Below are 21,218 nucleotides of genomic sequence, written 5' to 3'. Positions count from 1 at the left end.
CTCGCCCGGCGTCCCGACGGTCAACCCGCCTCGACGATCATCCCCGCACCGACCGTACGGTTCGTCGACTCGTCGATCACGATGAAGCCACCCGTCGTCCGGTTCCGCCGGTACTCGTCGGCGAGCAGCGGCACGGTGGTCCGCAGCCGTACCCGGCCGATCTCGTTGAGCCGCAGCTCGGCGGCGGTCTCGTCCCGGTGCAGCGAGTTCACGTCGAGCCGGTACCGCAGATTGCGGATCACCGCCCGGGCGGACCGGGTGGTGTGCTTGATGGCGTACTTGCCGCCGACCCGCAGCGGTTTGGTCTCGTCCATCCAGCAGATCATCGCCTCGACGTCCTGGGCCACCGCCGGGGCGTTGGTCGGCCGGCAGATGAGGTCGCCCCGGGAGATGTCGAGCTCGTCGGTGAGCCGCACCGTCACCGACATCGGCGGGAACGCCTGCTCGACCGGGCCGTCTGCGGTCTCGATCGCCGCGATCCGGCTGGTGAACCCGGACGGCAGCACCATCACCTCGTCGCCCGGCTTGAGCACACCAGAGGCGACCTGCCCGGCATAGCCCCGGTAGTCCGTCACCGTCGTCGACTGCGGCCGGATCACGTACTGCACTGGGAAGCGTACGTCGACCAGGTTGCGGTCGCTGGCGATGTGTACGTGTTCGAGGTGGTGCAGCAGCGACGGGCCCTCGTACCACGGGGTGTTCTCGGATCGGCCGACGATGTTGTCGCCGTGCAGCGCCGAGATCGGCACCACGGTCAGGTCCGGCACCTCCAGTTTCGCCGCGAACGCGGTGAACTCGTCCGCGATCCGCTCGAAGACCTCCTGGGACCAGTCGACCAGGTCCATCTTGTTGACGCAGAGCACCAGGTGCGGCACCCGGAGCAGCGAGCAGAGGAACGCGTGCCGGCGGGACTGCTCGACCAGCCCCTTCCGTGCGTCGACCAGGATCAGCGCCAGGTCCGCGGTCGACGCCCCGGTGACCATGTTCCGGGTGTACTGGATGTGCCCGGGGGTGTCGGCGATGATGAACTTCCGCCGAGGGGTGGCGAAGTACCGGTACGCCACGTCGATCGTGATGCCCTGCTCACGCTCGGCCCGCAACCCGTCGGTCAGCAACGCCAGGTTCGTGTACTCGTCGCCTCGGGCCGCGCTGACCGCCTCGACCGCTTCGAGCTGGTCGGTGAAGAGCGACTTGGTGTCGTAGAGCAGCCGGCCGATCAGGGTGGACTTGCCGTCGTCGACGCTGCCGGCGGTGGCGAACCGGAGCAGGTCCATCGCACGGGTCTCGATCGGGACCACGGTCGCCGTCATCAGAAGTACCCTTCCCGCTTGCGGTCTTCCATCGCCGCCTCGCTGACCCGGTCGTCGCCCCGGGTGGCGCCGCGTTCGGTGATCCGGGTCGCGGCCACCTCCTCGATCACCATCTCGACGGTGTCGGCCGCCGATCGGACGGCGGCGGTGCACGAGGCGTCGCCGACGGTGCGGTAGCGGACCTGCTCGACGAAGGGCGTCTCGCCGGCCCGGGGCGAGATGAACTCGTTGACGGCGTAGAGCATGCCGTCCCGCTCGACGACCTCGCGCTCGTGGGCGTAGTAGATCGACGGCAGCTCGATCTTCTCCCGGGCGATGTAGTGCCAGACGTCCAGCTCGGTCCAGTTCGACAACGGAAACACCCGGATCGACTCGCCCGGATGGTGCCGGCCGTTGTAGAGCGACCACAGCTCCGGACGCTGGTTCTTCGGATCCCACTGGCCGAAGTCGTCGCGGAAGCTGAACACCCGCTCCTTGGCCCGGGCCTTCTCCTCGTCCCGGCGGGCGCCGCCGAAGAGGGCGTCGAAGCGGTACTTCTCGATCGCCTCCAGCAGCACCGGCGTCTGGATCCGGTTGCGTACCCCGTCGGCCGGCTCGTGGACCAGCCCGGACTCCAGCGCCTCCGGCACGCTGGCCACCACCAGTTGCAGCCCCATCTCGGCGACCCGCCGGTCGCGGTAGGCCAGTACCTCGGGGAAGTTGTGCCCGGTGTCGACGTGCATCACCGGGAACGGGATCCGGGCCGGCGCGAACGCCTTCTCGGCCAGCCGGAGCATGACGATCGAGTCCTTGCCGCCGGAGAAGAGCAGCACCGGCCGCTCCAGTTCGGCGACCACCTCGCGGATGACGAAGATGCTCTCGGCTTCCAGCGCGTCGAGATGGGACACCCGGTAGGCCGCTGGCGAGGTCATCGCGTCACCTCGCCGCGCCCGCCGACGGAGTCCGGCCTCCCGGTGCTGAGCCGGCCGCTCCGCTCGCCGCGCCCGCTCATGCCGGCCCTCGTTCGTGCTGCTCGCGCATGGGATTCCAGACCCTCCCGGTCGGTTAAGTCGCCATGTCCCGGCCTAGGGTACCCGGAGGTGACGCTGCAACGCTGCGAGCAGCCGAGGAGCGAGATCCTTACGGCACACCACCAGATCCGGCAGGCGGGGATCGGCCTGGTTGTATTTCAGCGCGGATCCGTCGATACGGGAAGCGAAAAGCCCGGTGGCCGTCGCCACAGCGACCGGAGCCGCCGAGTCCCACTCGTACTGGCCGCCGGCATGGACGTACCCGTCGACCTCGCCACTGATCACGGCGGCGATCTTCGCGCCGGCCGAGCCCATCGGCACCAGCTCGGCGCCGAGTTCGGCGGCCAGGTCGGTGAGGAAGACCGGCGGCCGGCTCCGGCTCGCCGCCAGCCGGACCCGCCGGGCGGTGCCGTCCGAGCCGGTCGATCCGGTACTCCCGGTCCCCGCCGCCGACGTCATCGGCGGGTACGACGGCGGCTGGTCGGTGCCGAGCACCCGGTGCTGGGCGGGAAGCCCGACCGCGGCGCCGACGATGCCGTGCGCGGTGCCGGCCCGCCGGGCCCAGAGCGCCACGTGCACCGCCCAGTCCGTCCGGCCCTCCTCGGAGAACTCCCGGGTACCGTCCAGGGGATCGATGATCCAGACCCGGTCGGCGCCCAGCCGGGGCGCCACCTCCGGCTCCATCCCGGCAGCCCACGCGAGCCGGGCGCCCTCGTCCTCCTCGGACAGCACCGCGTCGGCGGGCCGCCACCGGGCCAGCTCGGTGCGGAGCAGTTCGTGCGAGACCTTGTCACCGGCCGCCTTCAACGCCCCGGGGTCGGCGAAGCCCATCTCGGCCCGGAGCTCCAGCAGGGCCTGACCGGCCCGACCGGCCAGCCAGCGGGCGAACTCCCCGTCGATCACCGGCGGCGCGGCCATCAGGGCATCTCCAGGGAGCCGGCCTCGCCGGCCGCTTGACGCGAGATCATCGTTGTCAGCCTCCTCATCCGCGGCGCAAAGACTACCGGCCGAGGCGCGGCTGCGGGGTGGACCGCCGGCCCGCCACACCGGGCACTGTCCGTCCTTCGCCGGTCAGCTGCCGTGGTACGTGTTCTGCGCCCACTCCAGGCCACGCCCGACGACCGCCTCCGCCGCGTCCGCCGCGCGGTCCACCAGGAACTCCAGTTCCTTGCGCTCCACGGCGGAAAAATCGGAGAGTACGTAGGCGGCCGGGTCCTGCCGTCCCGGCGGCCGCCCGATCCCGAACCGCACCCGCAGATAGTCCTTCGTCCCCAACGACTTGGACATCGACCGCAGCCCGTTGTGCCCGCCCTCGCCGCCACCCTGCTTCAGCCGGATCTGCCCGTACGGAATGTCCAACTCGTCGTGTACGGCGACCACCTGGTCGACCGGCACCTTGTAGAACTGGGCCAACGCCGCCACCGGGCCACCCGAGAGGTTCATGTAGGTCAACGGCTTCGCCAGCACCAGCTTCGGCCCGCCGAACCCGAGCCGCCCCTCGGCCACCTCGGCGACCGCCCGGCGGTGCCGGCCGAACTTCGCGCCGATCCGCCCGGCGAGCAGGTCGGCCACCATGAAGCCGACGTTGTGCCGGTGCCGCGCGTACTCCCGGCCGGGGTTGCCGAGCCCGACCAGCAACCACGGATGAAGCTCCTCCGCCACGCCGCTCTTTCCCCTCTGCTTCCCGATCCGCTGGCCGCCACAGTACGAACCCGCTGGGCGTCACAGTACGAACCCGCTGGGCGTCACAGTACGAGAACAGGCGCCCCCGAACGTCCGGGGGCGCCTGTGGAGACGGTTCTCGCTCAGGCCTCCGCGGCGGCCTGCGCGGGTGCGCCCTGGTTGTCGCTCTCGCCCTCGGCGGCCTCGGCACCGGGGCCCTCGGCACCGGCTTCCTCCTCGGCCTCCTCGGTCGGCTCCTCGCCGGCCTCGGCGGCCATCTGCTCGGCCGTCGGCGCCTGGGTGACGAGGGCGAGGATCTGCTCCGGGTCGGCGACCAGCTCCACACCCTGCGGCAGCCGTACGTCCGCCGCGGTCACCTGCGCACCGACCTCGAGCCCCTCGATCGAGACCTCGAAGCTCTCCGGCAGCCGGGTCGCGTCGGCGCTCACGGACAGGGTGTTCTGCTCGTGCACGACCAGGGTGTCCCTGGCCGGCTCGCCGGTCAGGTGCACCGGCACGTCGACGGTGACCTTCTCACCCCGGCGGACCAGGATCAGGTCGATGTGCTCGAAGGTGTCCTTGATCGGGTCACGCTGGATGGCCTTCGGCAGCGCGAGCGCCTGGGTGCCGTCACTGATCTCGATCGCGAACAACTGGTTGGCGCCACCGTGCCGGATGGCGGCGGCGAACTCACGCGCTGGCAGCGCGATGTGCTTGGGCTTTTCGCCGTGGCCGTACAGCACGGCGGGCACCTTACCGGCCCGGCGGGTACGACGGGCACCACCCTTGCCGAACTCGGTGCGGGGCTCGGCGCTGATCTTTACCTCGGACACGGGAAGACTCCTGATACGGTCACTCTGCGGCGCTACGTCGGCTGGCGGTTGCGGTGCTAGGGCGAAGGGCGCGCTGGGGGCTTTGCGTGTGGCCACTGCCCGGAGCACCGCGTCGATGACGGTGCGTCCGTGCGGCGCTTGCTTCAGCGGCCCGCAGGGCACCCTCGCCGTGGCAACCGCACCAGTCTACCCGAGCCCCGATGCGGGTTCGCGGCGGTCCCCGCCCAGCCAGCCGGCATCATTCGCGATCCGCCAATTCCACCTCTGGATCACCCCGCCGGGCCGCCTCCAAGGGGACGCGCCGGACCGGCTCCGAGCGGACGCGCCGGAGCGCCTCCGGACGGACGCGCCGGACCGCCCGCAGCGGGCGACCGTCAGCTCAGCCCGCCGAAGAGGGTGGTCACCGAGCCGTCGTCGAAGACCTCGCGGATCGCCCGGGCCAGCAGCGGCGCGATGGAGAGCACGGTGAGCTTGTCGAGCTGCTTCTCCGGCGGCAGCGGCAGGGTGTTGGTCACCACCACCTCGCTGATCCGGCTGTTCTTCAACCGTTCCGTCGCCGGGTCGGAGAGCAGGGCGTGGGTCGAGGCCACCAGCACGTCCGCGGCCTTCGCCTCGTGCAGGATCTCGGCCGCCTTGCAGATGGTGCCCCCCGTGTCGATCATGTCGTCGACGATCAGGCAGACCCGGCCCTCGACGTCCCCGACCACCCGGTTCGCCACCACCTGGTTCGGCTTGGACGGGTCCCGGGTCTTGTGGATGAAGGCCAGCGGGCAGCCGCCGAGCCGGTCGGTCCAGCGCTCCGCCACGCGTACCCGGCCCGAGTCCGGGGCCACCACCGTCATCGGGCGGCCGGCGTACTTGCGCTGGACGTACTCGGCCAGGATGTCCATCGCGAAGAGGTGGTCGACCGGGCCGTCGAAGAAACCCTGGATCTGCGCGGTGTGCAGGTCCACCGTGAGGATCCGGTTGGCGCCGGCCGTCTTGAGCAGGTCCGCCACCAGCCGGGCCGAGATCGGCTCCCGGCCGCGGTGCTTCTTGTCCTGCCGGGAGTACGGATAGAACGGCAACACCACGGTGATCCGCTTAGCCGAGCCGCGCTTCAACGCGTCGACCATGATCAGGGTCTCCATGACCCACTTGTTCACGCCGTGCGTGACGGACTGCACCACGAAGGCGTCCGAACCACGCACCGACTCCTTGAACCGTACGAAGATCTCACCGTTGGCGAACTCGTAGGCGTCCGATGGTGTCGGCGCCACCCCGAGCACCTCACCGATCTCCGTTGCCAGCTCCGGAAATCCCCTTCCGGAGAAGAGCATCAGGCTCTTGCGATTTTCGGCGACGATGCTGCCCATCGGCTCGTCTGCTCCCGTTTGTCGGTGGGTCACCCGGCGTTGGGCCAGAGACTATTCGGTTGCAGTATCTCCCGAGGCCGGACGACCTTCACCCGCTACGGAGCCCCCGTGCAGTGGCTCACCTTCGCTTGCGCCGGGCGCCTCCCGTCCGGCACGCTCCGCCGCCGCCGCGGACTTCGTACCGGGCCGGCGGCGCAGCACCCAGCCGTCGATGTTGCGCTGCTGGGCCCGGGTGATCGCCAGCGCCCCCGGGGGTACGTCGTTGGTCACCGCGCTGCCCGCCGCCACGTACGCCCCGGCGCCCACCTCGACCGGGGCGACCAGGCTGGTGTCGCAGCCGACGAAGGCCGCCTCACCGACCACGGTGTGGCTCTTGTTGACCCCGTCGTAGTTCACGAAGAGCGTCCCCGCGCCGATGTTGGCCCGCGGCCCGATGGTGGCGTCCCCGACGTACGTCAGGTGCGGCACCTTGGCGCCCTCGCCGATCTCCGACTTCTTCACCTCGACGAAGGTGCCGACCTTCGCCTTCTCCCGCAGCGTCGCCTCCGGCCGCAGGTACGCGTACGGTCCCACGCTCGCCCCCGGACCGACCGCCGCGCCGACCGCGTGCGCCCGGAGCACGGTGGCCCCGGCACCGACGGTGGTGTCGATCAGCGTGGTGTCCGGGCCGACGGCGGCCTCCGGGCCGACGGTGGTGGCCCCGCAGAGCTGGGTGTTCTGGTCCACCACGGCGTCCCGGCCGAGGGTGACCGTGACGTCGATCCAGGTCGTCGCCGGGTCGAGCAGCGTCACCCCGGTACGCATCCAGCCCTCGTTGACCCGGTCCCGCAGCAGCCGGCGCAGCGCCGCCAACTCGACCCGGTCGTTGCAGCCGAGCGTCTCGGTGGCATCCGCCGCCACGTGCACCGCCACGGCTTCACCGGTCGCGGCGAACTGGCCGAAGACGTCCGTCAGGTATTCCTCGCCCTGGTCGTTGTCGGTGGAGAGCTTGCCGAGCGCGTCCCGCAGCAGTGCGGCGTCGAAGGCGTAGATCCCGGCGTTGATCTCCCGGATCGCCCGCTGGGCATGGGTCGCGTCGCGCTCCTCCACGATCCGCTCCAGTCCGCCGTCGGCGCCCCGGACGATCCGGCCCAGGCCGGTCGGGTCGGCCACCTCGGCGGCGAGTACGGTCGCCGCCGCACCGGCGGCCTCGTGCGCGGCGACCAGCTCGGTGACGGTCTCCGGACGCAGCAAGGGCACGTCTCCGTTGAGTACCACCACGGTGCCACCGGCGTCCGGCGCGCTCTCCAGGGCGATCCGGACGGCGTGCCCGGTGCCGTTCTGCTCGGCCTGGAGCACCGGCTCGGCGTACGGGGCGACCTCGCGCAGGTGCGCGGTGACCTGGTCGGCGCCGTGGCCGACCACCACCAGCGTGCGGTCCGCCGACACCGGGGCGGCGGCCACGAGTACGTGGCCGAGCAGGCTGCGGCCGAGGATCGGATGGAGCACCTTGGGTAGCGCCGACTTCATCCGCTTGCCCTCACCGGCGGCGAGGACGACGACGGTGCGGAGGCGGGGCTGGGACACGAGAATGCTCCCGTCAGAACGGCCGGCAGTGTGCGGCCCCATGCTAACCAGGCACCGGCGACGATGGGCGAAGCTCCCGGGAGAGGATTCGAACCCCTACAATCAGGACCAAAACCTGACGTCCTGCCATTAGACGACCCGGGACCACCTAAAAGGGACAAAGTTCCCTTCAGTCGGAGAGCATCTACACCCTACCGCCCCGCCTCCAGATCCTCATCCGTCATCCCTCGCATGATCCCTTCGATCTTCCAGTACAGCCGGCTGGAGCCAGGGACCTCGATTACCAGACAGCCCCGATAACCGTTGCCGGTGTTCCGCCGGTTGGTCGCTGGCCGGTGCCGCTTGATCGAGGGCCTCCGAAACGCCTCCGCCGGCACGCCGACCAGGTCGGCCCACCATCGACCGGCGGCTGCCACATCCGCCGTCTCGTGGATGCTGAGCTGAAACCGGAGGACGGACCGCTGCACCCCCAGCGCCTCGACGAAACGGAGAAACAAGAGGATGAGACCCGGGTCGCTGTTGACGAACTTGACGCGGCAGTCGTTAGGGCGCCACGGCTTGGCCTTGGCGCCCTCGCACCAGTAGATCGCCGCGCCGACCAGAATCAACTCGCGATACCGAAGGGTCTTCACCCAGTCCGCCGTCGCCTTGACCGTCTCCGCCCGTGCGGCGTCCCGGGCCGCTCGGTGCGGACCCCAGAGCGCGTCGGTCATCCGCCGGGAGTGCGCTCGTCGGCGGTCGGCCTCGGCCGCCGGGTCCGGGTCGAGCGGCAGGTGTTGGACCCACCGGTACGCGGTCGACTTCGCCACTCCCAGCTCGACGGCGATCTCCGGCACCGAGCGACCCGCCCCGCGCAGCTCGACGGCCCTGGCCCGCAACTCGTCCTTGGCGTTGGGTCGTTTCGTCCACTCCGGCGCGGGAACATCCCGCAGCAACGCCGTCAACCGGTCCTTGCCGATGCCGAGCCGCTGCCGGATCTCCCCGGCGGAGAGCAGCTCGACCGTACGCAGACGACGCGCCTCGGCGGCGAGCGGATCGATCACGACCAGGAGATTAGGGCCCGTGTACGACAAGACCGGTCGATGGCTGCCAGCCGATTCCCAGTTCGCGTCCATGGCAGACTACGAGAGCGTAGGTTACGGTGACGTAGGCGTAAGTTACCGCTCTTCCCCCTACGCTCAGCGAGGTGCCATGTCCTCCGTACTACTCGAACAACCGGCCGCCACCGCCAAGAAGGGCCCCAAGCCACTCACTGACGGCGTCCAGTCCAAGGGCATCCTCTTCGCCCTCTGGTCCTTCGTCACGATCCCCTTCCTCGCCCTGCTCGCCGCCGTGCCGGTGGCCTGGGGCGGCTGGTTGAGCTGGACCGACATCGCCATCGCCGGAGTGTGGTACGTGGTGGCCGGGCTCGGCATCACCGTCGGCTTCCACAGGTACTTCACGCACGGGTCGTTCAAGGCCAAGCGCTGGCTGCGGGTGGCCCTCGCCGTCGCGGGTTCGTTCGCGGTCCAGGGCAACATCACCCAGTGGGTCGCCGACCACCGCCGGCACCACGCCTTCTCCGACCTGGAAGGTGACCCGCACTCACCGTGGCGCTTCGGCAGCAGCGTGTGGGGCCTGACCAAGGGTCTGTTCCACGCCCACGTCGGCTGGCTGTTCAAGCGGGAACTCTCCAACCGCGAGCGGTTCGCCCCCGACCTGATCGCCGACAAGGACATCAACCGGGTCGACCGGCTCTTCCCGCTGCTGGTGGCCCTCTCCCTGCTCACCCCGGCGCTGGTCGGCGGCCTGGTCACCTGGTCCTGGCAGGGCGCGCTGACCGCGTTCTTCTGGGCCGGCCTGGTCCGGGTCTCGCTGCTGCACCACATCACCTGGTCGATCAACTCGGTCTGCCACGTCTACGGCGAGCGCCCGTTCGAGGTGCGCCAGGGCGACCGGGCGACGAACTTCTGGCCGCTGGCGATCCTCTCCTTCGGGGAGAGCTGGCACAACCTGCACCACGCCGACCCGACCTGCGCCCGGCACGGCGTACTCCGGGGTCAGGTCGACATCTCGGCCCGGGTGATCTGGCTCTTCGAGAAGGTCGGCGCCGCGTACGACGTGCGGTGGCCGAAGCCCGAGCGGGTTGCCGCGAAACTACTCAAATCAACACCGTCGCAGTGACCCGTGACGCGCCCGGGCACCCGGCCACGAGCGTTCGCCTGGCAGGATGGCCAGGTGACGGAGCGCAGCGAGGGCGCCACCAGGGACGATCCGAGTCGGCGTGGCATCGCGGAACGGCAGCGGGATAGCGGGGTGAGCGACGGTCCGGATACCGACCGCAGCCTCGGGCGCCGGCAGGTCAAGCCACCGGCGCCACCGCCGCCGCCACCCCCCAAGCCCAGTTCCCGGGTACGGATGTCCGCGGCCCAGCGCCGCGAGCAGCTCATCGCGATCGGCCGGCAGGCCTTTGCCGAGCGCGGGTTCGACGCGACCTCGATCGAGGATGTCGCCGCCCGGGCCAAGGTCTCCAAGCCGGTGGTCTACGAGCACTTCGGCGGCAAGGAGGGCCTCTACGCGGTCGTCGTGGACCGGGAGGTACGCGCCCTGCTCTACCGGGTCACCACCGCGCTGACCGCCGGGCATCCCCGCGAGTTGCTGGAGCAGGCGGCGCTGGCCCTGCTCGACTACATCGAGGAGGAGACCGACGGCTTCCGGGTGCTGGTCCGGGAGTCGCCGGTGCTCTCCGCGACCGGCAACTTCAGCAGCGTGATGAACGACGTGGCGCACCAGGTGGAGCACATCCTGGGTGCCGAGTTCAAGAGCCGGGGCTACGACCCGAAGCTCGCCGAACTCTATTCACAGTCCCTGGTCGGCATGGTGGCGCTCAGTGGCCGCTGGTGGCTCGAGGTGCGCAAGCCGCGCAAGGAGACGGTGGCGGCGCACCTGGTCAACCTGGCCTGGAACGGGCTGTCGCACCTGGAGGCCAAGCCGACCCTGCTCACCCGCCGGACCCGCTGAACCCGCGGCCGGACCGGCGTCGCCGTCGGGGTGGGTCTCAGCGGCCGGGGCGGGCGCTCGTACTGGTGTCCATCTCGCGTTCCTCCTCGGCGTGCTCCGCCGGGCCGACCTTGTCGTAGAGGCCGGTGGCGAGCAGGACGAGTCCGAAGAGCATCGACACGATGACCGTGGACATCGAGAAGTTCAGGATGTTCGCCTCGGTCTGCAACACGGCCATCATCGCGATCGCGACCACCAGGAAGACCACCCCGATGGCCAGGTTCATCAGGTGCCCGAAATTGCCCCGGTGCACCGCGCCGAAGAGGACCACCAGCCCGAAGATCACCGAGACCAGCGCGAACGCCATGTTGGTACGCAGCCCCAGCACCCAGTGGCTGCCTCGGCTGAAGAAGTCCTCCCCGGCGGTCTCGAAGAGTCCGAAGACCCCGAAGATCACGATGTAGAGGCCGATCAGCCCGGCGAGTACCCGGTAGACCGGACGAGCCGGGTGGTTGATCGGGATGTGCGCCATGTCCCCTCCTGGCTGCCGGTTGGCGACTTTCCTACCGGATTGTCACCCGGGCCGGAGAGGATTGCCCGGCGAACGCCGGATCGGCACCGGCCGGACCGCTGCGACGGCCGGCCGGTGCGGCACGGGCTCAGAGCACCAGGCGGGCGTCCTCGAAGGCCTTGGCCTCCTCCTCGGAGCCGACCTTGCCGTACATGCCGCACATCAGCAGGGTCAGCCCGAGGATCATCGTCACGATGGTGGTGGCGACGGTGAAGTTGAGATAGTTCGCATCGGTACGCAGCACCGCCAGTTCGGCGAGGCCGAGCGCCATCAGGGCGTACCCGATGAACTTGTTGACCGTCGTGTCGACGTTCCGGCCGACCAGGGTGGCGAGCAGGATGACCAGGCCGAGCACGGTCGAGATCACCGAGTAGCCGAGGTTGGTCCCCTGGCCGAGTACCAGGGTGTCGTCCTGGGCAAAGAACTCGCCGCCGCCGGCCTCGACGAAGCCGAGGACACCGAAGGCCACCAGGTAGAGGCCGATCAGCCCGCCGATGGCCCGGTAGACCGGCCGCGCGGGATGGTTGACGGGGTTGTGGGCCATGATCAGCAGTCTCCAACGCCGTTGCCAGTGGGGGTCGGAGCTAGATTCTTCCGCATGCCGTCCGGGTGACGCCGCACACCCCCGCCGGTCAGCGGCCCCTCGTCGTCGCACCGCCGCCGCTCAGCCCTCCGGTACCTGCTCGGCCAGGGCCAGCCACGCCTCCTCGGTCTGCTCCCGCTCGGCCCGCAGAGCCCGGAGCTGGCCGTCCAGCTCGGCGATCCGGGCGTAGTCGGTGGCGTGCTCGGCCATCTGGTCGTGCAGTGCCGCCTCGCGCTGCTCCAGCTTGCCGATCTGCCGCTCCAGCCGGCTCAGCTCCTTGCGGGCCAAGCGCAGCTCCCCGCCGGAGAGGACACCCTCGGCCCGCTCGGCCGGCACCGCGCCGTTGCTCCGCCGCTCGGGCGGCGGCCCGCCGGGCGTGACGGCGCGGGCGAGGTATTCCTCGACACCGCCGGGCAGGTGCACGAGCCGGCCGTCGCCGAACATCCCGTACACCACGTCGGTGACCCGTTCGACCAGGTAGCGGTCGTGACTGGCCACGATCAACGTACCGGGCCAGGAGTCGAGCAGGTCCTCCAGCGCGGCCAGGGTGTCGGTGTCCAGGTCGTTGGTCGGCTCGTCGAAGAGCAGCACGTTCGGCTCGGCGGCGAGCAGCCGCAGCAGTTGCAGCCGGCGCCGCTCACCGCCGGAGAGGTCGGAGACCGGGGTCCAGAGCCGGCGGTCGTCGAAGCCGAAGATCTCGGCGAGCTGGGAGGCGTTGATCTCCCGGTCGCCGAGTACGACCCGGCGGGCCACCTCCTCGACCGCCTCCAGTACCCGCAGGTTGCCCGGCAGCTCGGCCAGCTCCTGGGAGAGGAAGGCCGGCTTGACGGTGGAGCCGGTCCGCAGCTGCCCGCCGTCCGGGCCGCGTACCCCGGCGAGCAGCCGGAGCAGCGTCGTCTTGCCGGCACCGTTCGCGCCGACGATCGCGATCCGGTCACCGGGGCCGACCTGCCAGGTCTGGTTGTCCAGGATCAGCTTCTCCCCGGCCAGCAGGGTGACGTCGGTGAGGTCGTACACCTGCTTGCCGAGCCGGGCGGTGGCGAGCCGTTGCAGCGACACGGTGTCGCGCGGCGGCGGTACGTCCGCGATCAGGGCGTTCGCCGCCTCGATCCGGAAGCGCGGCTTGGAGGTCCGGGCCGGCGGACCGCGGCGCAGCCAGGCGATCTCCTTGCGCAGCAGGTTCTGCCGGCGTGCCTCGGTGGCCGCGGCCACCCGTTCCCGTTCGGCCCGGGCCAGCGTCCAGGCGGCGTAACCGCCCTCGTAGGCGCGTACCGCCCGGTCGGCGACCTCCCAGGTGGCGGTGCAGACGGCGTCCAGGAACCACCGGTCGTGGGTGACCACCACCAGCGCGCCGCGCTTGCCGATCAGGTGCCGGGCCAGCCAGTCCACCCCGGCCACGTCGAGGTGGTTGGTCGGCTCGTCCAGCACCAGCAGGTCGGCGGTGCGGACCAGCAGGGCGGCCAGGGCCACCCGCCGCCGCTCGCCGCCGGACATCGGCCCGACCGGCTGGTCCAGCCCGAGGTACGGCATGCCGAGCCCGTCGAGGATCGCGCGTACGCCCGCGTCACCGGCCCACTCGTGCTCGGCGCCGAACCCCTCGTCGAGCCAGGCGGTGCCGAGCACCACGTCCCGGACCCGGGCCTCGGGGTCGAGCACGAGGGTCTGCGGCAGCCAGGCCACCCGCAGGTCGCGGCGGTGCGTCACCCGACCGCTGTCCGGCTCCTCGGTCTTGGTGAGCAGCCGCAGCAGGGTGGACTTGCCGGTGCCGTTCAGCCCGACGACGCCGATCCGGTCCGAGTCGGAAAGGCCCAGGGAGACGTCGGTGAGGAGCTGCCCCGCCGCGCCGTACCCCTTGGAGACCCGGTCCAGATTGACGATGTTGGCCATGTACTCAGACGGTAGTCGCCCCGGTCAGCTGACCCGGGCGCCGGGGACCGGACCGTACGCCGTGCGGACCTTCCGGCACAGCCCGGAGGCGGTCAGCTCGGCCGCGACCCGCTCGGCGTGACCGCCGTCGGTGGCGAGGAAGACGCAGGTGGGTCCGGAGCCGGAGACGATGCCGGCGAGTGCCCCGGCCGCCTCGCCGGCCTTCAGCGTCTCGGCGAGCGCCGGGCGCAGCGAGAGCGCGGCGGCCTGGAGGTCGTTGCCGAGCGCCCGGCCGAGCCGGGCCGGATCCCGGCCGCGCAGCGCGGCGAGCAGCGCGTCGGCGTTGCGCAGCGGAGGTGGGGCGGCGTGTTCGGCGCGCAGCCGGTCGAGCTCGCGGTAGGCGGCCGGGGTGGAGAGGCCGCTGTCGGCGATCGCCACCACCCAGTGCCAGGTGACCGGGCGGGCCAGGATCGGGCTGATCGTCTCGCCGTGGCCGGTGCCGAGCGCGGTGCCGCCGTACACCAGGAAGGGGACGTCGGAGCCGAGCCCGGCGGCGATCCCGGCCAGCTCGTCGCGGCTCAGGTCGGTACCCCAGAGCGCGTCGCAGGCGACCAGCGTGGCGGCGGCGTCGGCGCTCCCCCCGGCCAGGCCGCCGGCGAGTGGGATCTGCTTGCGCAGGTGCAGCCGGGCGTGTGCCGGCACCCCGGCGTGCGCGGCCAGCGCCCTGGCGGCCCGGATCACCAGGTTGGACTCGTCCAGGTCCAGCTCACCGGCGCCCTCGCCCTCCATGGTCAGGGTGAGGGTGTCGCCCCGGCGGGCGGTCAGCTCGTCGTGGATCGAGATCGCGTGGTAGACGGTGTTCAGCTCGTGGTAGCCGTCCGGGCGCAGCGGCCCGACCCCGAGATGGAGGTTGACCTTCGCCGGCACCCGGACCCTGACCGGGCCGGGCATCCTCCGGCGCGGCCGCTCGTCGTCCTCGTCCGGTCCCCATGCCTCGGTCATGCAGCCGTGCCCCGAACCCGCGACCGGGCGGGACACCACCGGACCGGATGGGGTGCCCACGGTCGCCGGGACGCGGGATCGACCGGCTCGGCCGTCACGTCGGCCACCTCCTGCCACACACGCCGTCAGCCTACTCGGCGGCCCGGACGGTCACCGGAGCCGACGCGGCGATCGCGGCGAACTGGGCGACCGTCAGCGCCTCGCCCCGGGCGCCGGGATCCACCCCGGCGGCGACCAGCGCCGCCGCCGCCCGGTCCGGGCCGCCGGCCCAGCCGGCCAGCGCCGCCCGCAGGGTCTTGCGGCGCTGCGCGAAGGCCGCGTCGACCACCGCGAAGACCTGTTTCCGGGGTACGTCGTCGCGGGGCGGTTCGCGTCGGGTGAAGGCGACCAGCCCGGAGTCGACGTTCGGCACCGGCCAGAAGACGTTCGGTGGCACCCGGCCGGCGTTGCGGGCGTCGGCGTACCAGGCGAGTTTGACCGACGGGACGCCGTAGGTGCGGGAGCCGGGGCCGGCGACCAGCCGGTCGGCCACCTCCTTCTGCACCATCACCAGGCCGTGCCGCAGGGCGGGCAGTTCGGCGAGCAGGTGCAGCACCACCGGCACGGCGACGTTGTAGGGCAGGTTCGCCACCAGCGCGGTCGGGGCCGGGTCACCGAGTTCGGCGGCGGTGATCCGCAAGGCGTCGGCGGCATGCACGGTCAGCCGGGCCGCACCGGCCGGGCCGGCGTGCCGGGCCACCGTCTCCGGCAGCGCCCCGGCCAGCGTCGGATCGAGTTCGACCGCGTGCACGTGCCCGGCCACCGTCAGCAGGCCGAGGGTGAGCGAGCCCAGCCCCGGCCCGACCTCCAGGGCCACGTCGTCCGGGCCGAGTCCGGCGGCGGCGACGATCCGGCGCACCGTGTTCGGGTCGTGCACGAAGTTCTGGCCGAGCTTCTTGGTCGGGTGCACGCCCAGCCGGGCGGCGAGTTCCCGGATCTCCGCCGGGCCGAGCAGATCTGCGGCCATCTGCAACAGGGTACGGGCCACCGGCAGGGAACCGCCGCCTGCCCGGCCCACTCGTCGACGCCGGTCGGGGCCCGCCCGGCCCGCCCGTCGACCCCGCCCAGCCCGCCGGTCGACGCCTGGCCGGGGTGGGTTGGCGACGCTCGACCTGGACAAGCTAGGCGTTAACCGAGCCGCTTGACGCCTCTGGTGTCCAGGTGGATCGCGCAGATCTAGCCGGGGGCATGCGTCGGCGCGGCCGGGAGGGGCGTACCGGCGAAGTGGCAGGCGGCGACCCGCTCCGCACCACCCCGGCCGATCGGCCCGCCCCCGGCGACGGTTCGCGCGTCGGCGTCCGGGACGAGCAGCGCCGGGGTTTCCCGGGCGCAGATCTCCTGGGCGATCGGGCAGCGGGTGTGGAAGCGGCAGCCGGACGGCGGGTCGACCGGGCTCGGCGGGTCGCCGGCCAGCACGATCCGCTCCCGTCCCCGCTCGCGCGGGTGCCGTACCGGTACCGAGCCGAGCAGCGCCCGGGTGTAGGGGTGCGCCGGGTGCTGGTAGACGGTGCCGGCCGGGCCGAGTTCGGCGAGCCGTCCGAGGTACATCACCGCGACCCGGTGCGAGACGTGCCGGACCACGCCGAGGTCGTGCGCGATGAAGACCAGGGCGATGCCGAGCCGCTGCTGCAACTCGGCGAGCAGGTTGACCACCTGGGCCTGCACCGAGACGTCGAGCGCGGAGACCGGCTCGTCACAGACCACCACCCGGGGTTCGGTGGCCAGGGCGCGGGCGATGCCGATCCGCTGCCGCTGCCCGCCGGAGAACTCGTGCGGGAACCGGCGCATCATGTCCGGGGCCAGCCCGACCATCTCCAGCAGTTCGGCGACCCGGTCGCGGCGGGCGGCGGCGCCCCGGGCCAGTTTGTGCACGTCGAGCGGCTCGGCGACGACGTCCAGGATCGGCATCCGGGGGTTCAGCGAGGTGACCGGGTCCTGGAAGACCATCTGCACCGCCCGGCGCAGTTCGCGGCGGCGGCTGCCCCGGGCGGAGCCGACGTCGAGGCCGGCGTAGCGGACCTGGCCGGCGTCGGGGCGTTCCAGCCCGACCAGCAGCCGGGCCAGGGTCGACTTGCCGCAGCCGGATTCGCCGACGACGCCGAGGGTTTCGCCGGCCGCCACGGTCAGGTCCACCCCGTCGACGGCGTGCACCCGGGATCCGCCGCCGAGGCCGCGTCCGGCCCGGTAGCTCTTGCGGACCCCGGTGGCGACCAGCAGCGGCTCGCCGTGCGCCGGTCCGTCGGCGGTGAGCGGGCCGACGGTGTTCGGGCCGGCGGAGGTGGCGAGCGCGGTCGGCGTACCGACGGCGGTGGTGGACCCGGCCGGGCCGGCGGAGGCTGGGCCGGGCCCGGCCGGGTGGTCAGACGGGGGCATCGACGGCCTCCTCGGCGTGGTGGCAGGCGGCCGTCCTTCCGGGTACGGCGAGCGGCCGCCGCTGCGGGCGGGTCACCGTGCACTCCTCGGTCGCCCGGTCGCAGCGCGGGTGGAAGGCGCAGCCGCTCGGCAGCGCCAGCAGGTTCGGCGGGCTGCCCGGGATCGGTCGGAGCCGGTCGCCGGGCTGGGCCAGATCGGGTACGGAGCGCAGCAGCGCCGCCGTGTACGGGTGGGCGGGCCCGTCGAGTACCTCGGCCACGGTGCCGGTCTCGACGATCCGGCCGGCGTACATCACGGCGACCCGGTCGGCGATCTCGGCGGCCACCCCGAGGTCGTGGGTGATCAGCAGGACGCCCATCCCGAGCTCGGTGCGGAGCCGGTCGACGAGTTGCAGGATCTGCGCCTGCACGGTCACGTCGAGCGCGGTGGTGGGCTCGTCGGCGATCAGCAGCCGGGGGCCGAGCGCGACCGCCATGGCGATCAGGATCCGTTGCCGCATGCCGCCGGAGAACTGGTGCGGGTAGTCGCGTACCCGGCGGTCGGGGGCCGGGATGCCGACCAGCCGGAGCAGTTCGGCGGCCTCGGCCCGGGCGGCCCGGCGGGAGAGCCCGCGGTGGATCCGGAACACCTCGCCGAGCTGGTCGCCGATCGAGAGCACCGGGTTGAGCGCGGAGAGCGCGTCCTGGAAGACCAGCGCCATGGTCTGGCCGCGCAGCTTCCGGACCTGGTCGGGGTCGGCGGTGGTCAGGTCGTGTCCGGCGACCTGGATCTGCTCGGAGCTGACCCGCACGCCGCCGGTGTCGAGCAGGCCCATCACGGCGCGGGCGGTGACGGACTTGCCGGAGCCGGACTCGCCGAGCAGCACCAGTACCTCGCCGGCGGCGATGTCGAGGTCGACCCCGCGTACCGCCGGGACGGTGCCGCGCCGGCCGGTGAAGGTGACGTCGAGTCCCCGGACCCGCAGCGCGGCCGGCAGGTCGGTCTCGGGTGAGCGCTCTGTGCTCGTTACCCCGCTGGTCACTGCACCTCCCGATTTCTCCGTGTTGGTTCCCGCCGTACCGGTTTCTCTCGCCCAGCCGCCGCTCCGCGCCGGAGTTGGCCAACATGTTGACATGCTGCGCCTGATCCTGGCAATCTCTGCTCCCACATCGCCGACAATCCACACCCAGATCAGGTCGCGGCGCCGAAATCCACCGCGCGCCCCGGCTCTGGCACCGACCCGAAGGAGGGAGCGGCGTGCTCGACCCGGCCCCGCGCTACACCGGATACACGTCCTACAGCTACCTGGAGGCAGGTACCGACTACCGCGAGTTCAAGCTCGCTCCGGAACTCGGTCGGGTGCCGGCATACCAGGGCATCGCGCTGACGGACGGTCAGCGAGACCGGGTCCGCCGGCTGCTCACCGACAACGTCGTGATCTCGTTGCACGACCACCCGTCGGTCTTCCCGGAGGAGATCGGCCAGACCGTCGACTACAACCGCACCGCGCGGCACCACACCGGGTACGCCGGACTGGCCCGCTCCGGCATGACCGCCGTCTTCGACAACATGATGGACGGCACCTGCTGCGTGACCAGCCAGATGGGCTGGAAGTGGACCGACGTCATCGCCGACCTCGGGATGCGGCTCTCCGACCTGGCCCACCAGGACTACCTGATCCGGGTGGAGCGGCTGGCCGACATCCACCACGCGCACGAGACCGGCCGGATGGGCCTGGTGCTGGCCACCGAGGCGGCCACGATGATCGAGAACGAACTGGACCGGATCGACATGCTCTACGGCTTCGGCGTCCGGCAGATGGGCATCGCCTACAGCGAGGCGAACACCCTCGGCAGCGGGCTCAAGGAGCGCGGCGACGGCGGCCTGACCTACTTCGGCGAGAAGGCCGTACGCCGGATGAACAAGCTCGGCATCGCGATCGACGTGTCGCACTCCGGCGACCGTACCTCGGCCGACGTCATCGCCGCCTCCACCAAGCCAATCTTCATCACGCACGCCGGATCGCGTACCGTCTGGCCGACCAACCGGATGAAGCCGGACGAGGTGATCCGGGCCTGCGCCGAGCGCGGCGGGGTGCTCGGTCTGGAGGCCGCACCGCACACCACACTCTCGCCGGCGCACCCCGAGCACAGCATCGAGTCGGTGATGGACCACTTCGTGCACTGCGTCGAACTGGTCGGCATCGACCACGTGGCGTTCGGCCCGGACACCCTCTTCGGCGACCACGTCGGACTGCACGACACCTTCGCCGCGCACCTGTCCATCGCCGAGGCGCACGGCCACGTCGAACACCCCCGGGTGCCGTACGTGGACGGGCTGGAGAACCCGGCCGAGTGCTACTGGAACATCGTCTCCTGGCTGGTCGGTCACGACTACTCGGACGACGAGATCGGCAAGGTCCTGGGGGGCAACATCATGCGCGTCCTTGAGGAGGTCTGGCACTGATGCGTCGAACATTCCGGCGCGCCCTCGCCGTGGCGGCGGGCACGCTCTCGATAGGGCTGGCGGCGACCGCCTGCTCGCCCAGCAACCCGGACAGCCAGGCCGGCGGCGGCAGCGGCGGCTCGGCGGACCGGATCACGATCGGCACCACCGCCGACGTACTCAACTACAACCCGCTGGTCGGCAACAGCCGTACCGACACCTGGGTGACGAACCTGATGTACCCCCGGCTGATGAGCATGGGGATGGACGGGGTGCGGTCGCCGTACCTGGCCAGCAAGTGGGAGTACCTCGACGGCGGGCGCAAGGCGAAGGTGACGCTGCGGGACGACTTCACCTGGAGCGACGGGGAGAAGGTGACCGCCGACGACGTGGCGTTCACCATCGACGCGGTCGCCAAGGAGAAGATCGGCGTCGTCGCCGGGCTCATCTCGTCGTACCAGAAGTCCACCGTCATCTCCCCGACGGAGATCGAGTTCCAGCTCTCCCAGGTGGACGGCACCTTCCTGGAGAACGTCGGCTTCTGGATGCCGGTCGTGCCCGAGCACGTCTTCAGCAAGGTCGGCAGCGTGCAGAAGTTCGCCAACGACTCCGACTGGGTGTCGGCCGGGCCGTACAAGTTGACCACCGTGGAGCGGGGCCAGCGGTACGTGCTGGAGCGGATGGAGAACTTCCCGCTGGTCGAGGGCGGACCGAAGACCAAGGAGGTGGTCTTCCGGGTCTTCCCGGACGTCAACACCGAGGCGCTGGCGCTGCGCAACGGTGACGTCGACCTGATCGCCAACGCGCTGCCGCCGCCGCTGGCCAAGACCCTCGAAGGCGACAGCAAGCTGAAGCTGGTCAAGGTGCCGTCGCTGGGTTGGGCGCACATGCAGTACAACACCGCGCGGAAGCCGCTGGACAGGCTGGAGGTACGCCAGGCGCTGGCCGCCGCCGTCGACTACGAGGCGATCCGCCGGGTGGCGTTGCAGGGCAAGGCGGTCTCGTCGAACTCCTCGGTGCTGACCCCGACGCTGAAGCAGTGGCAGGACCCGTCCGCCAAGGAGTACGCGCACGACCCGGCGAAGGCGAAGTCGCTGCTCACCGGTGCCGGTTTCTCCGACGGCAACGGTGACGGGCTCTTCGACGGGCTCAGCCTGCGGATGATCTACGACCAGGCCGACCCGAACATCTCCAAGTGGGCGCAGCTGGTCCGGGACTCCAGCAAGGAGGCCGGGATCGAGATCAAGCTGGAGGGCCTGGAGCGGAACACGTACGTGGAGAAGTACACCGCCCGGGACTACGACATCTACGCCGGCTCCTGGGCGATCATGGAGAACCCGCCGGCCAACCTGGCGCTCGCGTTCAAGTGCAAGGGCTTCATCAACTACGCCAACGCCTGCGACCCGGAGCTGGACGCCCTGATCGACCAGGCCCGGACCCAGCTGGACCAGGCCGCCCAGAAGGCCCCGATCCAGCAGGCGGCGAAGATCATCACCGACAAGGTGTACGACAACGTGCTCTACGTCGAGGAGTTCACCATCGCGCACTCGGCCGAGTGGTCCAACTTCCTGGTCCAGCCGAGTGAGCTGCTCTCCATCGTCAACCCCGTCTCGGTGGCCCAGGCCACCAAGGGCTGACCAGTTCG

The 21,218-nt window shown here is 71.3% G+C and carries 19 protein-coding genes and 1 tRNA gene; 4 read left to right on the top strand and 16 right to left on the bottom strand.

The annotated features are described in order from the left end of the window. Positions 1-20: 20 nt before the first annotated feature. The 9 genes from C6W10_RS09450 to C6W10_RS09410 form a co-directional block, all read right to left on the bottom strand. The gene (locus C6W10_RS09450) at positions 21-1,310 is read right to left on the bottom strand and encodes a sulfate adenylyltransferase subunit 1 (protein WP_107257745.1); all 1,290 of its coding nucleotides are present in this window, start codon (positions 1,308-1,310) and stop codon (positions 21-23) included. Beyond that, entirely contained in the window at positions 1,310-2,221 is a 912-nt protein-coding gene (gene cysD / locus C6W10_RS09445; protein ID WP_107257744.1) for a sulfate adenylyltransferase subunit CysD, read from the bottom strand. The genes C6W10_RS09450 and cysD overlap by 1 nt, the downstream gene beginning before the upstream one ends. A gap of 153 nt (positions 2,222-2,374) precedes the next feature. Continuing rightward, complete coding sequence (locus tag C6W10_RS09440) at positions 2,375-3,238, bottom strand: inositol monophosphatase family protein (RefSeq protein ID WP_107257743.1); 864 nt, start codon at positions 3,236-3,238, stop codon at positions 2,375-2,377. A gap of 153 nt (positions 3,239-3,391) precedes the next feature. Next, a complete protein-coding gene (gene pth, locus C6W10_RS09435; protein WP_107257742.1) occupies positions 3,392-3,982 on the bottom strand; it encodes an aminoacyl-tRNA hydrolase in 591 nt (196 codons plus the stop codon). Positions 3,983-4,125: 143 nt separating this feature from the next. Further along, on the bottom strand, positions 4,126-4,815 hold the full coding sequence (locus C6W10_RS09430) for a 50S ribosomal protein L25/general stress protein Ctc (RefSeq protein ID WP_107257741.1): 690 nt from the start codon (positions 4,813-4,815) through the stop codon (positions 4,126-4,128). 374 nt (positions 4,816-5,189) lie between these two features. Further along, positions 5,190-6,170 carry a ribose-phosphate diphosphokinase gene (locus C6W10_RS09425; protein ID WP_107257740.1) on the bottom strand — a complete coding sequence of 327 codons (981 nt, stop codon included), beginning with the start codon at positions 6,168-6,170 and terminating at the stop codon, positions 5,190-5,192. Positions 6,171-6,221: 51 nt separating this feature from the next. Next, positions 6,222-7,778: a bifunctional UDP-N-acetylglucosamine diphosphorylase/glucosamine-1-phosphate N-acetyltransferase GlmU gene (gene glmU / locus C6W10_RS09420; protein WP_107257739.1), complete on the bottom strand. Its 1,557-nt coding sequence runs from the start codon at positions 7,776-7,778 to the stop codon at positions 6,222-6,224. Positions 7,779-7,809: 31 nt separating this feature from the next. Continuing rightward, positions 7,810-7,880, bottom strand: a tRNA-Gln gene (locus C6W10_RS09415). Positions 7,881-7,927: 47 nt separating this feature from the next. Then, positions 7,928-8,851 carry a helix-turn-helix domain-containing protein gene (locus C6W10_RS09410; RefSeq protein WP_199853900.1) on the bottom strand — a complete coding sequence of 308 codons (924 nt, stop codon included), beginning with the start codon at positions 8,849-8,851 and terminating at the stop codon, positions 7,928-7,930. A gap of 76 nt (positions 8,852-8,927) precedes the next feature. Between C6W10_RS09410 and C6W10_RS09405 the strand changes: the two genes are divergently transcribed. Next, on the top strand, positions 8,928-9,899 hold the full coding sequence (locus tag C6W10_RS09405; RefSeq protein WP_107257737.1) for an acyl-CoA desaturase: 972 nt from the start codon (positions 8,928-8,930) through the stop codon (positions 9,897-9,899). Between the two features lie 234 nt (positions 9,900-10,133). Further along, complete coding sequence (locus C6W10_RS09400) at positions 10,134-10,736, top strand: TetR/AcrR family transcriptional regulator (RefSeq protein WP_234359597.1); 603 nt, start codon at positions 10,134-10,136, stop codon at positions 10,734-10,736. 37 nt (positions 10,737-10,773) lie between these two features. Here C6W10_RS09400 and C6W10_RS09395 read toward each other — a convergent pair whose 3' ends face one another. The 7 genes from C6W10_RS09395 to C6W10_RS09365 all read right to left on the bottom strand — a co-directional run bounded on the left by C6W10_RS09395 (position 10,774) and on the right by C6W10_RS09365 (position 18,170). Next, the gene (locus C6W10_RS09395; protein ID WP_107257735.1) at positions 10,774-11,247 is read right to left on the bottom strand and encodes a DUF4383 domain-containing protein; all 474 of its coding nucleotides are present in this window, start codon (positions 11,245-11,247) and stop codon (positions 10,774-10,776) included. Positions 11,248-11,374: 127 nt separating this feature from the next. Beyond that, positions 11,375-11,830, bottom strand: a complete 456-nt coding sequence (locus C6W10_RS09390) for a DUF4383 domain-containing protein (protein ID WP_107257734.1) — start codon at positions 11,828-11,830, stop codon at positions 11,375-11,377. Positions 11,831-11,950: 120 nt separating this feature from the next. Beyond that, complete coding sequence (locus tag C6W10_RS09385) at positions 11,951-13,756, bottom strand: ABC-F family ATP-binding cassette domain-containing protein (RefSeq protein WP_107257733.1); 1,806 nt, start codon at positions 13,754-13,756, stop codon at positions 11,951-11,953. A 24-nt stretch (positions 13,757-13,780) separates the two neighbouring features. Then, entirely contained in the window at positions 13,781-14,737 is a 957-nt protein-coding gene (locus tag C6W10_RS09380; protein WP_107263791.1) for a 4-(cytidine 5'-diphospho)-2-C-methyl-D-erythritol kinase, read from the bottom strand. Positions 14,738-14,867: 130 nt separating this feature from the next. Further along, positions 14,868-15,743: a 16S rRNA (adenine(1518)-N(6)/adenine(1519)-N(6))-dimethyltransferase RsmA gene (rsmA, locus tag C6W10_RS09375; protein WP_107263790.1), complete on the bottom strand. Its 876-nt coding sequence runs from the start codon at positions 15,741-15,743 to the stop codon at positions 14,868-14,870. A gap of 209 nt (positions 15,744-15,952) precedes the next feature. Then, positions 15,953-17,149: an ABC transporter ATP-binding protein gene (locus tag C6W10_RS09370; RefSeq protein ID WP_107257732.1), complete on the bottom strand. Its 1,197-nt coding sequence runs from the start codon at positions 17,147-17,149 to the stop codon at positions 15,953-15,955. Next, positions 17,136-18,170, bottom strand: a complete 1,035-nt coding sequence (locus tag C6W10_RS09365; RefSeq protein ID WP_234361679.1) for an ABC transporter ATP-binding protein — start codon at positions 18,168-18,170, stop codon at positions 17,136-17,138. Before C6W10_RS09365 ends, C6W10_RS09370 begins: the two co-directional genes overlap by 14 nt. Positions 18,171-18,385: 215 nt before the next feature. Here C6W10_RS09365 and C6W10_RS09360 point away from each other — a divergent pair, with 215 nt between their 5' ends. Together C6W10_RS09360 and C6W10_RS09355 are read left to right on the top strand one after the other, a co-directional pair. Next, a complete protein-coding gene (locus tag C6W10_RS09360; protein WP_107257730.1) occupies positions 18,386-19,594 on the top strand; it encodes a dipeptidase in 1,209 nt (402 codons plus the stop codon). After that, complete coding sequence (locus tag C6W10_RS09355; RefSeq protein WP_107257729.1) at positions 19,594-21,210, top strand: ABC transporter substrate-binding protein; 1,617 nt, start codon at positions 19,594-19,596, stop codon at positions 21,208-21,210. The genes C6W10_RS09360 and C6W10_RS09355 overlap by 1 nt, the downstream gene beginning before the upstream one ends. The last annotated feature ends 8 nt before the right edge of the window (positions 21,211-21,218 follow it).

The organism is Plantactinospora sp. BB1 (genome assembly GCF_003030385.1).
Lineage (GTDB): Bacteria > Actinomycetota > Actinomycetes > Mycobacteriales > Micromonosporaceae > Plantactinospora.
This window is presented reverse-complemented; position numbering and strand designations above follow the sequence as displayed.

Coding starts and splice junctions, on each gene's coding strand:
- C6W10_RS09380 (WP_107263791.1), bottom strand. CDS start 14,737: ATGACCGAGGCATGGGGACCGGACGAGGACGACGAGCGGCCGCGCCGG.
- C6W10_RS09450 (WP_107257745.1), bottom strand. CDS start 1,310: ATGACGGCGACCGTGGTCCCGATCGAGACCCGTGCGATGGACCTGCTC.
- C6W10_RS09440 (WP_107257743.1), bottom strand. CDS start 3,238: ATGGCCGCGCCGCCGGTGATCGACGGGGAGTTCGCCCGCTGGCTGGCC.
- cysD (WP_107257744.1), bottom strand. CDS start 2,221: ATGACCTCGCCAGCGGCCTACCGGGTGTCCCATCTCGACGCGCTGGAA.
- C6W10_RS09400 (WP_234359597.1), top strand. CDS start 10,134: ATGTCCGCGGCCCAGCGCCGCGAGCAGCTCATCGCGATCGGCCGGCAG.
- C6W10_RS09390 (WP_107257734.1), bottom strand. CDS start 11,830: ATGGCCCACAACCCCGTCAACCATCCCGCGCGGCCGGTCTACCGGGCC.
- C6W10_RS09425 (WP_107257740.1), bottom strand. CDS start 6,170: ATGGGCAGCATCGTCGCCGAAAATCGCAAGAGCCTGATGCTCTTCTCC.
- glmU (WP_107257739.1), bottom strand. CDS start 7,778: ATGGGGCCGCACACTGCCGGCCGTTCTGACGGGAGCATTCTCGTGTCC.
- C6W10_RS09385 (WP_107257733.1), bottom strand. CDS start 13,756: ATGGCCAACATCGTCAATCTGGACCGGGTCTCCAAGGGGTACGGCGCG.
- C6W10_RS09405 (WP_107257737.1), top strand. CDS start 8,928: ATGTCCTCCGTACTACTCGAACAACCGGCCGCCACCGCCAAGAAGGGC.
- C6W10_RS09410 (WP_199853900.1), bottom strand. CDS start 8,851: ATGGACGCGAACTGGGAATCGGCTGGCAGCCATCGACCGGTCTTGTCG.
- C6W10_RS09370 (WP_107257732.1), bottom strand. CDS start 17,149: ATGCCCCCGTCTGACCACCCGGCCGGGCCCGGCCCAGCCTCCGCCGGC.
- C6W10_RS09395 (WP_107257735.1), bottom strand. CDS start 11,247: ATGGCGCACATCCCGATCAACCACCCGGCTCGTCCGGTCTACCGGGTA.
- C6W10_RS09355 (WP_107257729.1), top strand. CDS start 19,594: ATGCGTCGAACATTCCGGCGCGCCCTCGCCGTGGCGGCGGGCACGCTC.
- rsmA (WP_107263790.1), bottom strand. CDS start 15,743: ATGGCCGCAGATCTGCTCGGCCCGGCGGAGATCCGGGAACTCGCCGCC.